14 protein-coding genes and 1 riboswitch are annotated in these 13,907 nt (G+C 73.8%); of the genes, 9 read left to right on the plus strand and 5 right to left on the minus strand.

Translation table 11 applies throughout. From position 1 onward, the window contains the following. The first annotated feature begins 46 nt into the window (after positions 1 to 46). Genes gatC through gatB form a run of 3 tightly spaced genes read left to right on the plus strand, consistent with a single transcriptional unit; the run spans position 47 to position 3,368 of the window. Positions 47 to 361: an Asp-tRNA(Asn)/Glu-tRNA(Gln) amidotransferase subunit GatC gene (gene gatC / locus ACQ1X7_RS14120; protein WP_432478852.1), complete on the plus strand. Its 315-nt coding sequence runs from the start codon at positions 47 to 49 to the stop codon at positions 359 to 361. Beyond that, complete coding sequence (gatA, locus tag ACQ1X7_RS14125) at positions 358 to 1,878, plus strand: Asp-tRNA(Asn)/Glu-tRNA(Gln) amidotransferase subunit GatA (RefSeq protein WP_432478853.1); 1,521 nt, start codon at positions 358 to 360, stop codon at positions 1,876 to 1,878. Before gatC ends, gatA begins: the two co-directional genes overlap by 4 nt. Then, a complete protein-coding gene (gatB, locus tag ACQ1X7_RS14130) occupies positions 1,875 to 3,368 on the plus strand; it encodes an Asp-tRNA(Asn)/Glu-tRNA(Gln) amidotransferase subunit GatB (protein ID WP_432478854.1) in 1,494 nt (497 codons plus the stop codon). Before gatA ends, gatB begins: the two co-directional genes overlap by 4 nt. Positions 3,369 to 3,484: 116 nt before the next feature. Here gatB and ACQ1X7_RS14135 read toward each other — a convergent pair whose 3' ends face one another. Next, the gene (locus ACQ1X7_RS14135; protein ID WP_432479072.1) at positions 3,485 to 4,963 is read right to left on the minus strand and encodes a cobyric acid synthase; all 1,479 of its coding nucleotides are present in this window, start codon (positions 4,961 to 4,963) and stop codon (positions 3,485 to 3,487) included. A 111-nt stretch (positions 4,964 to 5,074) separates the two neighbouring features. Next, positions 5,075 to 5,152: riboswitch (cobalamin riboswitch) on the plus strand. Positions 5,153 to 5,418: 266 nt separating this feature from the next. Here ACQ1X7_RS14135 and ACQ1X7_RS14140 point away from each other — a divergent pair. From ACQ1X7_RS14140 to ACQ1X7_RS14165, 6 genes are read left to right on the plus strand one after another with little or no spacing between them, the layout of a single operon-like run. Then, positions 5,419 to 6,252 carry an ABC transporter substrate-binding protein gene (locus ACQ1X7_RS14140; RefSeq protein WP_432478855.1) on the plus strand — a complete coding sequence of 278 codons (834 nt, stop codon included), beginning with the start codon at positions 5,419 to 5,421 and terminating at the stop codon, positions 6,250 to 6,252. 6 nt (positions 6,253 to 6,258) lie between these two features. After that, positions 6,259 to 7,356 (plus strand): FecCD family ABC transporter permease, encoded by a 1,098-nt coding sequence (locus ACQ1X7_RS14145; RefSeq protein WP_432478856.1) that lies wholly within the window; start codon positions 6,259 to 6,261, stop codon positions 7,354 to 7,356. Next, entirely contained in the window at positions 7,353 to 8,132 is a 780-nt protein-coding gene (locus ACQ1X7_RS14150; RefSeq protein WP_432478857.1) for an ABC transporter ATP-binding protein, read from the plus strand. Before ACQ1X7_RS14145 ends, ACQ1X7_RS14150 begins: the two co-directional genes overlap by 4 nt. Further along, a complete protein-coding gene (locus ACQ1X7_RS14155; RefSeq protein ID WP_432478858.1) occupies positions 8,129 to 8,704 on the plus strand; it encodes a bifunctional adenosylcobinamide kinase/adenosylcobinamide-phosphate guanylyltransferase in 576 nt (191 codons plus the stop codon). The genes ACQ1X7_RS14150 and ACQ1X7_RS14155 overlap by 4 nt, the downstream gene beginning before the upstream one ends. Further along, positions 8,701 to 9,750, plus strand: coding sequence for a nicotinate-nucleotide--dimethylbenzimidazole phosphoribosyltransferase (cobT, locus tag ACQ1X7_RS14160; RefSeq protein ID WP_432478859.1), 1,050 nt, complete (start codon positions 8,701 to 8,703; stop codon positions 9,748 to 9,750). Before ACQ1X7_RS14155 ends, cobT begins: the two co-directional genes overlap by 4 nt. A 29-nt stretch (positions 9,751 to 9,779) precedes the next feature. Further along, entirely contained in the window at positions 9,780 to 10,517 is a 738-nt protein-coding gene (locus ACQ1X7_RS14165) for an adenosylcobinamide-GDP ribazoletransferase (RefSeq protein WP_432479073.1), read from the plus strand. 1 nt (position 10,518) lies between these two features. Here the strand turns inward: ACQ1X7_RS14165 and ACQ1X7_RS14170 are convergent, their stop codons facing one another. The 4 genes from ACQ1X7_RS14170 to ACQ1X7_RS14185 form a co-directional block, all read right to left on the minus strand. After that, positions 10,519 to 11,706, minus strand: coding sequence for a PQQ-dependent sugar dehydrogenase (locus ACQ1X7_RS14170; RefSeq protein ID WP_432478860.1), 1,188 nt, complete (start codon positions 11,704 to 11,706; stop codon positions 10,519 to 10,521). Continuing rightward, entirely contained in the window at positions 11,706 to 12,632 is a 927-nt protein-coding gene (locus tag ACQ1X7_RS14175; protein WP_432478861.1) for an alpha/beta fold hydrolase, read from the minus strand. The genes ACQ1X7_RS14170 and ACQ1X7_RS14175 overlap by 1 nt, the downstream gene beginning before the upstream one ends. A 90-nt stretch (positions 12,633 to 12,722) precedes the next feature. Continuing rightward, positions 12,723 to 12,929: a hypothetical protein gene (locus ACQ1X7_RS14180; RefSeq protein ID WP_432478862.1), complete on the minus strand. Its 207-nt coding sequence runs from the start codon at positions 12,927 to 12,929 to the stop codon at positions 12,723 to 12,725. A 102-nt stretch (positions 12,930 to 13,031) separates the two neighbouring features. Further along, positions 13,032 to 13,886: an EamA family transporter gene (locus tag ACQ1X7_RS14185; protein ID WP_432478863.1), complete on the minus strand. Its 855-nt coding sequence runs from the start codon at positions 13,884 to 13,886 to the stop codon at positions 13,032 to 13,034. Positions 13,887 to 13,907 lie beyond the last annotated feature (21 nt).

Raw genomic sequence — 13,907 nt, forward strand, 5'->3', positions numbered from 1 at the left:
GGCACCCCGGAAATCGGCGAGACCGCTCACGCCTAGGATGGCGGCCATGCCCGACACCCCTGGTGCGTCCCTCTCCCGGGAGCAGGTCGCCCACTTGGCGGACCTCGCCCGGATCGACCTCTCCGACGCCGAGCTCGACCACCTCGCCCCGCAGCTGGAGGTCATCCTGGAGTCGATCGCGTCCATCCAGGGGGTCGCCGGTGATGACGTCCCGCCGACCTCGCACGCCCTCCCGATGAGCAACGTCTTCCGCGACGACGTCGTCGTGCCCGGCCTGACCGCCGAGGAGGCGCTCGCCGGGGCGCCCGAGGCCGAGGACCAGCGGTTCAGCGTCCCCCGGATCCTGGGGGACGAGCAGTGAACGCCGGGGGTACGGCGACCACCGCCGCGTGGCTCGCAGACGAGCTCGCGGCCGGCCGGGTCACCTCCGTCGACGTCACCCAGCGGCACCTCGACCGGATCGCCGACGTCGACGACCGGGTGCACGCGTTCCTCCACGTCGACGCCGAGGGCGCGCTCGAGGCCGCAGCAGCGTCCGACGAGCGCCGCGCGGCGGGGGAGCCGCTGTCGGTGCTCGACGGCGTGCCGATCGCGGTCAAGGACGTGCTGACCACCAAGGGGATGCCGACGACCTGCGGGTCGAAGATCCTCGAGGGCTGGGTGCCGCCCTACGACGCCACGGTCGTGCGGCGGCTCCGCGAGGCGGGCCTGCCGATCCTCGGGAAGACCAACATGGACGAGTTCGCGATGGGCTCCTCCACCGAGCACTCGGCGTACGGGCCGACCCGCAACCCGTGGGACCTCGACCGGATCCCGGGCGGCTCCGGCGGCGGCTCCGCGGCGGCCGTGGCGGCGTACGAGGCGCCGTTCGCGATCGGCACCGACACCGGCGGCTCGATCCGGCAGCCGGGCGCCGTCACCGGCACGGTCGGCGTGAAGCCGACGTACGGCGGCGTGAGCCGCTACGGGCTGGTCGCGCTCGCCAACTCGCTCGACCAGGCGGGGCCGGTGACCCGCACCGTGCTCGACGCGGCGCTGCTCCACGAGGTGATCGGCGGCCACGACCCGCTCGACTCGACCAGCATCGACCAGCCGCTGCCGGCGCTCGTCGACGCGGTCCGGCGGGGCGAGTCGGGCGACCTCACCGGCGTCCGGATCGGCGTGGTGACCGAGCTGGGCGGCGAGGGCTACCAGGCCGGCGTGCTGCGCCGGTTCCAGGAGTCGGTCGACCTGATGGTCAAGGCCGGCGCCGAGGTGGTCGAGGTGTCCTGCCCCCACTTCGTGCACGCGTTGGCGACCTACTACCTCATCCTCCCGGCGGAGGCCTCGAGCAACCTCGCCAGGTTCGACGCGATGCGCTACGGCCTCCGCGTCGTCCCGGACGGCAGCCCCAGCGCCGAGGAGGTGATGCGCGCCACCCGCGACGCCGGTTTCGGCGACGAGGTGAAGCGGCGGATCATCCTCGGCACCTATGCCCTGTCGAGCGGCTACTACGACGCCTACTACGGACAGGCCCAGAAGGTGCGGACGCTGATCACGCGGGACTTCGAGGCCGCGTTCGAGCAGGCCGACGTCCTGGTCTCGCCGACCGCGCCCACCACGGCGTTCCGGATCGGCGAGAAGGTCGACGACCCGCTGGCGATGTACCTCAACGACCTGGCCACCATCCCCGCCAACCTCTCCGGCGTGCCCGGCATCTCGGTGCCCAACGGGCTGGCCGACGAGGACGGCCTGCCGTCCGGCGTCCAGGTCCTCGCCCCGGCGATGGCCGACGACCGGGTCTACCGCGTCGGCGCTGCCCTGGAGACGCTGCTCACGCGCGAGTGGGGTGGCCCCCTGCTCGACCGGGCCACGGGTCTCGAAGGAGGTGCAGCGTGAGCACCGACACGCTGCTCTCGTTCGAGGAGGCGCTGGAGAAGTTCGATCCCGCCCTCGGCCTCGAGGTCCACGTCGAGCTCAACACCGCCACCAAGATGTTCTGCGGCTGCCCCACCGGGTTCGGCGCCGAGCCGAACACCCAGGTGTGCCCGACCTGCCTGGGCCTGCCGGGCGCGATGCCGGTGGTCAACCGGGTCGCGGTGGAGTCGGCGATCCGGATCGGGCTGGCGCTGAACTGCTCCATCGCCGACTGGTGCCGGTTCGCGCGGAAGAACTACTTCTACCCGGACATGCCGAAGAACTTCCAGACCTCCCAGTACGACGAGCCCATCGCCTTCGACGGCTGGATGGACGTGGACGTGGAGGGTGAGGTGGTCCGGGTCGGGATCGAGCGTGCCCACATGGAGGAGGACACCGGCAAGTCGACCCACGTCGGCACCACCGGCCGGATCCACGGAGCCGACTACTCCCTCGTCGACTACAACCGCGCCGGCATCCCCCTGATCGAGATCGTCACCAAGCCGATCACCGGCACCGGCGCGAGGGCGCCCGAGGTGGCCCGGGCCTACGTCCAGCAGCTGCGCGACCTGATCGTCGCGCTGGGGGTGTCCGAGGCACGGATGGACCAGGGGAACCTGCGCGCCGACGTCAACCTCTCGCTCGCGCCGAAGGGGGCCGACGCCCTCGGGACCCGGACCGAGACCAAGAACGTCAACTCGTTCCGCTCGGTCGAGCGCGCCGTACGGTTCGAGGTGCAGCGGCACGCGGCGATCCTCGACGGCGGCGGCTCGGTGCTGCAGGAGACCCGCCACTGGCACGAGGACACCGGCATCACCACCTCCGGGCGCGAGAAGTCCGACGCCGAGGACTACCGCTACTTCCCCGAGCCGGACCTGGTGCCGGTCGCACCCTCCCGCGAGTGGGTCGAGGAGCTGCGCGGCACCCTTCCGGAGAACCCGACCGCGAAGCGGACCCGGCTGCAGGCCGAGTGGGGCTTCTCCGACCTCGAGATGCGCGACACCGTCGGTGCCGGCGCGCTCGGCCTGGTCGAGGAGACGGTGGCGGCGGGTGTCGCGCCCCAGGCGGCGCGCAAGTGGTGGCTGGGCGAGCTCGCGCGGCGCGCCAACGACGCCGGGAGCGACCTCGCCGACCTCGGCGTGACCCCCGCCCAGGTCGCCGAGGTGCAGGACCTGGTCGACGCCGGCACCCTCAACGACAAGCTGGCCCGCCAGGTCTTCGACGGCCTGCTCGCCGGGGAGGGTACGCCGCAGGAGGTCGTCGAGGCCCGCGGGCTCGCCATCGTCTCCGACGAGGGGGCGCTGTCGGAGGCCGTCGACCACGCCATCGCCGGCAACCCCGACGTCGCCGACAAGATCCGCGACGGAAAGGTCGCCGCCGCCGGCGCCCTGATCGGCGTCGTCATGAAGGAGATGCGCGGCCAGGCCGACGCGGCCCGGGTGCGCGAGCTGATCCTCGAGAAGCTCACCTGACCTCGACCCGTCACTTCTGCAGCCTGGAGAGGGCGCGAGCCGTCACTTCTGCAGGGCCGAACCTGCACGAGTGACGGGTCGCGGGGTCGTGAACCTGCACGAGTGACGGGTCGGCGTCAGGGGACCAGGCCGCCGCGCACCGGGGGCAGTCCGGGGGTGGGTCCGAGCTCGACGAGCCGGAGGACGGCGTCGAGGTCGAGGTGCTCCTCGACTGCGTCGGCGATCGCGTCGATCCTGGCCTCGCGCGCTGTGGCGAACGAGGTCTTCCCGACGTCGGGGAGCTCGTGTCCCGCCGCGCCCGCGGCCTCCCGCAGCCAGGCCGCCCGGAAGCGGTCCCCCTCCAGGCAGGCGTGCCACATGGTGCCGACGACGGCGCCCGACCGGACGCCCCCGGGGAAGGCCTCACCCGTGCCCACGTGCACTCGCCCGTGGTGGATCTCGTAGCCGCTGATCGGCACGCCCCGTGCGGTGCCGGAGGGGGTGCCGAGCACCTTGTCGCTGCCGAACGTGGTCGTGACGTCGAGCAGGCCGAGGCCGGGCGCCCGCGCGGCGGGGTCGCCCTCGACGCCGTCCGGGTCGGACACCTCGCGGCCCAGCATCTGGAACCCGCCGCAGATGCCGAGCACCGCCCCGCCCCGCGCCGCGTGCTCGCACACCGCGTCCGCCAGACCGAGCTCGCGCAGCCACGCCAGGTCGGCGATGGTCGCCCGGGTGCCGGGGACGACGACCACGTCGGCCGAGCGCACGTCCAGCGCGTCGTCGGTGAAGGCGACGTCCAGCCCGGGCTCGAGGCAGAGTGCGTCGACGTCGGTGAAGTTGCTGATCCGCGGCAACCGCACGACCGCCACGCGCAGCGGTCGTGTGCCGCGGCGTGGGGCGGGCCGGTCGCGGACCGACAGCGAGTCCTCGGAGTCCAGCCACAGCCCGGACAGCCACGGCACCACGCCGAGCACCGGCCGATGGGTCAGCCTCGCCACGTCGTGCAGCCCGGGCCGCAGCAGCCCGACGTCTCCCCGGAACCGGTTGACCACCAGCCCGCACACGAGTGCCTGGTCGGCCTCGTCGAGCAGCGCGAGGGTGCCGTGCATGGCGGCGAACACCCCGCCGCGGTCGATGTCGCCGACCAGCACCGACGGGATCGAGGCGTGCCGGGCGAGGCCGAGGTTGACGTAGTCGTGGGCGCGCAGGTTGATCTCGGCCGGTGAGCCTGCACCCTCGCAGACCACGACGTCGTACCGGCCCGCCAGGTCGTCGAAGGCGTCGTACGCCGCACGGGCGAGCGCCGCTCGCCCGCCCGCGAACTCGCCGGCGTCGAGCGTGCCGGCCGGGCGGCCCATCACCACGACGTGGCTGCGCAGGTCGCTGCCCGGCTTGAGCAGGACGGGGTTCATCGCCGCCTCGGGCTCGGACCGCGCGGCCACGGCCTGGATCCACTGGGCGCGCCCGATCTCGGCCCCGTCGGCGGTCACCATCGAGTTGTTGGACATGTTCTGCGCCTTGAACGGCGCCACCCGCAGCCCTCGACGTGAGAGCGCCCGACACAGTCCGGTCGTGATCACCGTCTTGCCCGCGTCGGACGTCGTTCCGAGCACCATCAGGCTGCCGCTCACCCGAGTGACCCTAGAGGGCCGGGGTGGCGGAGGAATCGGCGCCGTGGGCTAGAGTGCGAGACGCTTCCGCCCGATGCGGGAGTGCCACGACGCTTCAGTGAAATCCGGTGCGAACCCGGTGCTGTCCCGCAACTGTGAAGCCGGTCCCCAGGGCCCGGACGAGCCAGGTCACCTGGCCCGTGGCCACGCAACTAGCCTCGGACGAAGGGTAGTTCGTGCAGCAGCGGGTCCCGGGCCCGTGGCGGCCCGAAGACTCTCGTCCTCCGAGTCCGGAGGATGCTGTGCACCACATCACCACCTCGCGCCGCCGTCGGCGGCGCCTCCTGCTCTTGTCCTTCACCCTGCCAGCTCTCGTGCTGGCCGGCTGCGGGAACGTCGACACCGTCGATGAGTCAGCCTCGGAGGCCTCACCGTCCTCGTCGACGGACCCGGAGTTCCCCGTGGCGGTCCTGTCGGGCCCGATCGGCGGCGACACCGAGGTCACCATCGAGGCGGAGCCCGTCTCGATCGTCTCGCTCAGCCCGACGGCGACGGAGATGCTGTGGGCGGTCGGCGCCGGCGACCAGGTGGTCGCCGTCGACGACCAGTCCGACTTCCCCGAGGACGTCCCGACGACGAAGCTGTCGGGCTACCAGCCCAACGTCGAGGCGATCCTCGCCAAGGAGCCCGACCTGGTGATCGCCTCGGACGACACCGGTGACCTCGTCTCGGGGCTGGAGAAGGCACGGGTGCCGACCCTGCTGATGCCCGCAGCGGCCGACCTCGACGAGACGTACTCCCAGATCGAGCGGATCGGCGCAGCCACCGGTCACGAGGAGGAGGCCGGCCAGCTGGTCGAGGAGACCCGCATCGGTATCGAGCAGGCCGTGGCGGACGCCCCGCCGACCGACGGCGTCAGCTACTTCCACGAGCTCAGTCCCGACCTCTACACCGCCACGAGCGACACCTTCATCGGCGAGGTCTACGGGCTGTTCGGCCTCGAGAACGTCGCCGACGAGGCCAAGGGGGGCGACGACTACCCGCAGCTCTCGAGCGAGTACGTCGTGGGTGCGGAGCCCGACCTCGTGTTCCTGGCCGACAGCCAGTGCTGCGGGGTGGCTGAGAAGGACGTCGCGAAGCGACCGGGCTGGGAGCAGGTCCCCGCCGTGGCCGAAGAGCAGGTGCACGTCCTCGACGAGGACATCGCCAGCCGCTGGGGACCACGGACGCTCGACTTCGTGCAGCAGGTGAGCCAGCTGCTGCAGGAGCGCGAGGACGCGCTCCCGGGCGGCTGACCGGCCATGGCTCTCGACCTGGCCAGCGGGCGCCGCGGATCGGCGGCGGTCGCGCGGGCGCGCGCGCTGCGGGAGCTGGCCGCGCGGCCCGGCCTGCGTCGCACCAAGATCGCCATCGGCGTCGTGGTGTGCCTGGGCGCGGTGCTGGTCGGGTGTCTGGTCGGCCCCGCCGGGCTCGAGGTCCGGGGCGTGCTGCTGGAGCTGCTCGACGCCGTACCCGGCATCGAGGTGGACTCCGGCATGTCGGTCACGCAGCAAGCCATCTTCTGGGAGATCCGCCTGCCGCGCGTCGTGCTCGGCGTCCTGGTCGGAGCGATGCTGGCCGTGGCCGGAACGGCCTACCAGGGGGTCTTCCGCAATCCGCTGGCCGACCCCTACCTGCTCGGGATCTCCAGCGGCGCGGGTCTCGGCGCCACCCTCGGCATCGTGGCCGGCGGTGCGGTCGGGCCGGTCGGCATCCCGCTGCTGGCGTTCGTCGGAGGCCTGCTGGGGGTGGCGGCGACGTACACCCTCGGCAGCACCGTGGGCGGTGGTCGTGGGGCGGTCGTGATCATCCTGGCGGGCGTCGCGGTAGGGGCGTTCTTCAACGCGATCCAGAACTTCGTCCAGCAGCAGTACGACGACTCGCTGCTGTCGGTCTACTCGTGGATGCTGGGCAGGCTGAGCACCGACGGCTGGTCCGACGTGGTCGTGGCCCTTCCCTACGTCGTGGTGTCCTGCGCGGTGGTCCTCGGACACCGACGACTGCTCGACGTGATGGCCGTCGGCGACGTCGAGGCGGCCAGCCTGGGGGTCGACCCCGCTCGCGTGCGGCTCCTGCTCGTCGTCACTGCCACGCTCGGCACCGCCGCTGTGGTCAGTGTCAGCGGGCTGATCGGCTTCGTCGGCATCGTGGTGCCCCACGCCGTCCGGCTGCTCTTCGGGGCCGGCCACCGCACCTTGCTGCCGCTGGCGCTGCTGCTCGGAGCGGCGTTCCTGGTGCTGTGCGACGTGGTCGCCCGGACCGCCCTGGCGCCGGCGGAGGTGCCCATCGGTGTGGTCACCGCCCTGGTCGGAGCGCCGTTCTTCCTCGTCGTGCTGCGCCGTCACAAGGGGGCGCTGTGACCGCGCCCGTCGAGTGTCGAGGCGTCTGCGTCGACCGTGGGGGCGTCCAGGTCCTCACCGACGTCGACCTGGTCGTCGAGCCCGGTGACTGGGTCGCCGTGGTCGGACCGAACGGAGCCGGCAAGACCTCGCTGCTCCATGCCGTGGCCGGCCTGATCCCCGCCACGGGGTCGTTGTCCGTGTGCGGTCTGGATCCGGGGCGGACGTCGCGCCGGCGGATCGCGCGGGTGCTCGCGCTCATGCCGCAGCGACCCGTGGTGCCGGAGGGGATCACGGTGCGGGAGCTCGTCGCGCTCGGCCGCACTCCCCACCTGCGCCGCTTCGGCACCGAGACGGCCTCAGACCGGGACGCGGTGGAGCGGACCCTCGACCGCCTGGACCTGCTCGGGCTCGCCGAGCGTCCAGCGGCCGGTCTGTCCGGCGGCGAGCTGCAGCGGGTCGTGCTCGGCCGCGCGCTGGCCCAGCAGCCACAGGTCCTCCTGCTGGACGAGCCGACCAGCGCCCTGGACATCGGGCACCAGCAGAGCGTCCTCGACCTGGTCCACCGGATGCGGCTGCAGGACGAGCTGACCGTGGTCGCCGCGATGCACGACCTCACGTTGGCGGGGCAGTACGGCCGTCGCGTCGTGCTGCTCCACCAGGGTCGCGTGGTCGCTGACGCCAGCCCCACGGAGGTGCTGCAGCCGGCTCGTCTGGCCGAGGTCTACGGCGCCCGCGTCGAGGTGCTGGAGCGCGACGGAGGTCCCGCGGTGCTGCCGGTGAGGGCCGACCGGTGAGCGCGGGGGCCGCGCCCCTGGCGCACCGGACCTTGATCCTGGGCGGGGCGCGCTCGGGGAAGTCACGGCACGCGCAACGCCTGCTGTCCGAGGTGCCAGCCGTGCTGTACGTGGCGCCCGGGCCGGTGCCCGACGGCACCGATGTCGAGTGGGATGCCCGCGTCGCCGCCCACCGGCGCGACCGCCCGGCCGGATGGACCACGCTGGAGACGACCGACGTGGCGGCCGCGCTCCAGGCCGCCGACCGGCCGGTGCTCGTCGACTGCCTCGCCACCTGGCTGGCCGCGACGATGGGCGGAGCAGGTGCCTGGGAGTCCGTCGAGGGGGACACCGCCTGGCTGCCCCGGCTGGACGACGAGGTCGACCGACTGCTCGGTGCCTGGCGCTCGGCGCGGGTGCCGGTGGTGGCCGTCAGCAACGAGGTGGGCTCCGGAGTGGTGCCCGGCACGCGGTCGGGTGTGCTGTTCCGGGACGCCCTCGGCCGACTCAACACGCGGGTCGCCGACCTGACCGACGACGTCCGCCTGGTGGTGGCCGGACGAGTCATCCGACTGGACGGAGAGCGGGCGTGACCAGAGTGAGGACCATCGACGAAGCAGCCCGGGAGGGTGCCCGCCGTCGCGTCGACGGGCTGGCCAAGCCGCTCGGTTCGCTGGGACGGCTGGAGGAGCTGGCCGTGTGGCTCGCCGGCGTCCAGGGCACCGCGGAGCCGCGAGCGCCGCGAGACGTGTCGGTGGTGGTGTTCGCGGGTGACCACGGCGTCACCAGCGACAGCTCGGTGTCGGCGTACCCCCGGGCGGTGACGGCGGCCATGGTGCGCGAGTTCCTGCGTGGTGGCGCGGCGGTCAACGTGCTGTCCGGTGCACACGGTGCCCGGGTGAGGGTCGTCGACATCGCCGTCGACGACGACCTCGCCGACACGCCCGCCGAGGTGCGGCGCCACAAGGTCCGGCGTACGTCCGGTCCGATCCACCGCGAGGATGCCCTGGCGCCCGGCGAGGTCGAGGCCGCGCTCGCGGCCGGCCGGGCGGTCGCGGACGAGGAGATCGACGCCGGCGCCGACCTGCTCGTGCCCGGCGACATGGGGATCGGCAACACGACCGTCGCGGCCACGCTCGTCGGTGCCGTCCTCGGGCTCGACGCCGACAACGTCGTCGGGCGGGGGACCGGTGTCGACGACGAGACGTGGAGGGTCAAGCGGGACGTCGTCGCAGCGGCCCTCGAACGCGCGCGTCCGCACCGCGCCGACGCTGTCGGGCTGCTGCGGACCGTCGGGAGCGCGGACCTGGCGGCCGCGACCGGCTTCCTCGTCCGGGCGGCCGAGCGCGGAGTCCCCGTGCTGCTCGATGGGGTCGTGTCGGGGGCGTGTGCCCTGCTGGCCGAGCAGTTGGCGCCCGGCGCCGTCGCCTGGTGGTACGCCGGCCACCGCTCGACGGAGCCGGCACACCGGCTCGCGCTCGAGGCGCTCGACCTGCTGCCGCTGCTCGACCTGGAGCTCCGCCTCGGCGAGGCGAGCGGCGCGTTGGCCGCCCTGCCGCTGCTGCGGACCGCGCCGCTGCTGCTGGCCGGGATGACCACCCTCGACTCGGTCACGCTCCCCGAGCCGGAGTCGGTGTGAGCGTTGCGGGGGATGCGGCCCGGCTGGCGGTGGGCACGCTGACGGTGCTGCCCGTCGCGCCGCCGCGGCAGCCCGTCGGAGGCCGGGTGGCGGGAGTCGCCATGGCTCTCGCCCCCGTGGCCGTGCTCCCGCTCGCCGTCGTCGCGGGACTCGTGGTGTGGGCAGGTGACGCCGTGCTCGCCCCGCCCCTGCTCATCGGCGCGCTCGCGGTCGCGGTCCTCGCGCTGGGCTCGGGAGGGCTGCACCTCGACGGCCTGGCCGACACCGCTGACGGGCTCGCGGTGCCCGGCGACGTCGGCCGACGGCTCGACGTCATGCGCTCGGGTGACGTGGGCCCGGTCGGGGCGGCGACGGTGGTCCTGGTGATCCTGCTCCAGGCCTCGGCGATCGGTGGCGTGCTCGATCGCCACACCGGGCCCGACGCCGCGATCGCCGTCGGCGTCGCGGTCGTCGTGAGCCGGGGCTGCCTGTCCATCGGCTGTGCCCGTGGCGTCCCGGCGGCACGAGTCGAAGGGCTGGGCAGCGCGGTCGCCGGCACGGTCCCCGTGGCCGGCGTCGCCCTCGTCGTGCTGGCGCTCGCCGCGGTGGCGCTGCTGCTGGACGGCGGTCGGGGGCTGGCCGGCGTGGTCCTGGTGGTCGTGTCCGCGGCGCTGGTGGTGCTGACGGCCTGCCGCCGTCTGGGTGGGGTGACCGGCGACGTGCTGGGTGCCGTCGTCGAGGTCTCTCTGACGGCCTTCCTGGTGGTCCAGGCAGTCGGCCTGCAGTGACTCACCGGCTGCCGGGCCGCACCACCAGGATCCGGTCGTCGTCGCCCGACGGGGCCCCTCGGCCGTCGCGGTTGGACGTCGTCACCCACAGCATCCCGTCGGGGGCGACCTCGACGGTGCGCAGCCGCCCGTAGTCGCCGACCAGGAACGGCGTCGGGTCGCCGGCCCGGGGGCCGTCGGTCGTCACCCGCCAGAGCCGGGTCCCCCCGAGCGCGGCCATCCAGACGTGGTCCTCGGTCCAGGCGATGCCGGAGGGGGAGGCCTCGCTGGTGCTCCACACGACGAGGGGGTTGACGAACTCACCGGCGTCCCCCCGCCCCTCGACCTCGGGCCAGCCGTAGTTGCGGCCCTTCCGGACCAGGTTGAGCTCGTCGTACGTCGACTGGCCGAACTCGCTGGCCCAGAGCCGGTCGCCGTCGTCGAAGGCGAGCCCCTGCACGTTGCGGTGGCCCCACGTCCAGACCGGCGAGTCGGGGTCGGGGTTGCCCGGGGCGGGGTCGCCGTCGGGCGTGATCCGCAGGATCTTGCCGCCCAGCGACGACCGGTCCTGCGACTGGGCGCCGTCGCCGGTCTCGCCGGTGGACACGTAGAGGTACCCGTCGGGACCGAACCGGAGCCGGCCGCCGTTGTGGATGAACCCCTTCGGGATCCCGTCGAGCACCGTCTCGAGGGAGCCGAGCCGGTCGTCGCGCCCCAGCCGTGCCCTCAGCACCGCGTTGTCGCTCGCCCGGGTGGCGTAGAAGTACAGCATCCGGTCGCGGGCGAAGTCGGGGGAGACCGCGACCCCCAGCAGCCCGCCCTCGCCCTCGGGGACCGCCTGCTCGACGACGCCGACGGTCTGGGGGTCACCGCCGTCGGGGTCGACCACCAGCACCTCACGGGTGTCGCGCTCGGTCACCACCGCGCGGCCGTCCGGGAGGAAGCCGAGCCCCCACGGGACCTCCAGCCCGGTGGCGACCGTGTCGACGACCTTCACGGTGCGCCCCTCACCGGGCCCCGCCGAGGGGCCGCGCGGCGACGGGCTCCCGGACGGCGGCGAGCTCGGGTCGCTCGGGGACCCCTCGTCGGTCGGCGCGGTCACGGTGTCCGGGCCGGGACCGTCGTCACCGTCGCCGGAGCAGGCGCCCAGTCCGAGGACCAGCGCGAGTCCCAGAGACAGGCCCAGGCCCTGCACGGCGGTACGGCGCATCAGCCGACCCGCTCCACGAACTCCAGCAGCAGCGCGTGCACCTGGTCGGGCTGCTCCATCGGCAGGAAGTGGGTGCCGTCCAGCTCGACGTACGTCGCGTCGGCGAGCCGCTCGGCCGCCGTGAACATGTCGCGGGCGCCGCTGAGGACGTCCCACCGCCCGGCGACGAAGAACGCGGGCGCCGTCACCCGGCTGAGCCGGACCCGGGCGTGCTCGGAGGTGCGCAGCGCCATGTGGCAGTACCAGTCGACCGGGGTCCGGAGGAACTCCCGCACCGCCGTGGCCGCGAGCTCGGCGTCGGCGACCGGGAGCATGAAGCCGGTCCGGCCGAGCAGGGCGACCGTGCGGGGACCGACCGGGATCCGCGTCGTGAGCGGTGTCAGCACGCGGCCCCCGCGCTCCAGCAGCCGGGCACAGCCGACCGCGACGGCCCCGGCCACGACGTGGGGGAGGTGGAAGGGTCCGAGCATCGTGGCGAAGGTCCCACCGGGGACGCCGGCCACCGCGAACAGGCCGCGCACCCGCTCGGGGTGGCGGGTGGCCAGCTCGAACATGGTGTTGACGCCCATCGACCAGCCCATCATCACGGCGTGGTCGACGCCGAAGTGGTCCATCACCGAGAGCGCGTCCTCGACGAACTCGTCGATGCCGACCCGCTCCGGGTCCTCCGGCCGGGCCGAACCGCCGGTGCCGCGGTGGTTCCAGCTCACCACGCGGAACCCGCAGTCGGGCTCGAGCAGCGCCGGCCAGGCCCAGGGGTTGGTCCCGAGCCCGTTGCACAGCACCACGGTCGGGCCGTCGATCGCACCGTCGGGGTCGTTGGTCCACGCCCGGAGCCGGGTGCCGTCGTCGGAGAGGAGGTCGGTGAAGGCCAGGCGGGGGTGGCTGGTCAGGGCCTCGGTGGCGGGGCCGGCAGGGGGTGCCATGGCGACAGTGTGCCGGAGCGGGCCAGCCCGGCCGTGGCCGAACCGCCCGTGGAGGGTGGCGCGACCGGAGAGGCGGCCGCGCCACCCGACTCACTGCGAGAGCGCCAGCTCGGGCTGCTGGTCGGCCGCCCGCCGTACGCCGCGCGCGGCGAGGAAGTCCTCGACCTCGCGGGACTCCGCCCGGCGCTGCGTGAGCACCGTGGCGGCGACCATGGCGTTGCGGCAGGACCGTTGCTGGGAGGCGACGGCCCACCGGTCGACCCACTGGTCGAGGCGGACGACGGGCGGCAGGTGCATGGCGGTCCTGGGTCGGAGAGCTGCGACGCGGGCGACGCTAGGCCGGGAGTCTTGCGCTCGCGTCAACCGTGTGTGACGGCCGTGTGAACGATCCGGCCCCGCTCAGTCCGGCGCCGGCTCGGTGAGCCCGCGGCCCGAGCGGGTGGCACCCACCGAGGCGACCACCACGCAGGCCATCGCCACCCACTGGGCGGGGGTGAGGAACTCACCGAGCACGAGGATCGCGACCAGGGCCGCGGCCGCCGGCTCCAGGCTCATCAGGATCGAGAACACGGCCGGCCGCAGGCGACGCAACGCCATCATCTCGACGCTGTAGGGCACCACCGAGCTGAGCAGGCCCACCGCGGCACCGATGGCGAGGATCCGGGGGTCGAGCAGGGTGGCGCCGGCACTGACCACGGCCGCGGGTGCGAGCAGCACCGTGGCCACGACGCTGGCCACCGCGAGGCCGTCGAGCCCCGGCCACCGGGCACCGGTCTGGGCGCTCAGCAGGATGTACGCCGCCCAGGCGGCCCCGGCGAGCAGCGCGAAGCCGGCGCCGACGAGGGTCACCTCGCCCGGCTGGATCCCGAGCAGCAGCACGCCGGTCCCCGCCAGGCCCACCCAGATCAGGTCGCGTGCCCGGCGCGAGCCGAGCACCGCGATGGTCAGGGGCCCGACGAACTCGATGGTCACGGCGACGCCGAGCGGGATCCGGGCGAAGGCCTGGTAGATCGACCAGTTCATCACGCCCAGGGTGACGCCGAAGCCCACGACCACCGCCCAGTCGGCGCGGGTGCGGCCTCGCCAGGCGGGGCGGGCGACCAGCCCGAGGACCAGTGCGCTGGTCACCAGGCGCAGCCACACCATGCCCGTCGGAGGGATCTCCCCGAACAGCAGCTTCGCGACCGCGGCGCCGAGCTGGACGGAGAGAATTCCGAGAAGCACCAGCCAGACCGGTGAGAATCGGGGCGCCACCCGGTCAATGTAGGACGTGCG

This window comes from Nocardioides sp. GXQ0305 (genome assembly GCF_050880345.1).
In the GTDB taxonomy this organism is placed as follows: Bacteria; Actinomycetota; Actinomycetes; order Propionibacteriales; family Nocardioidaceae; genus Nocardioides.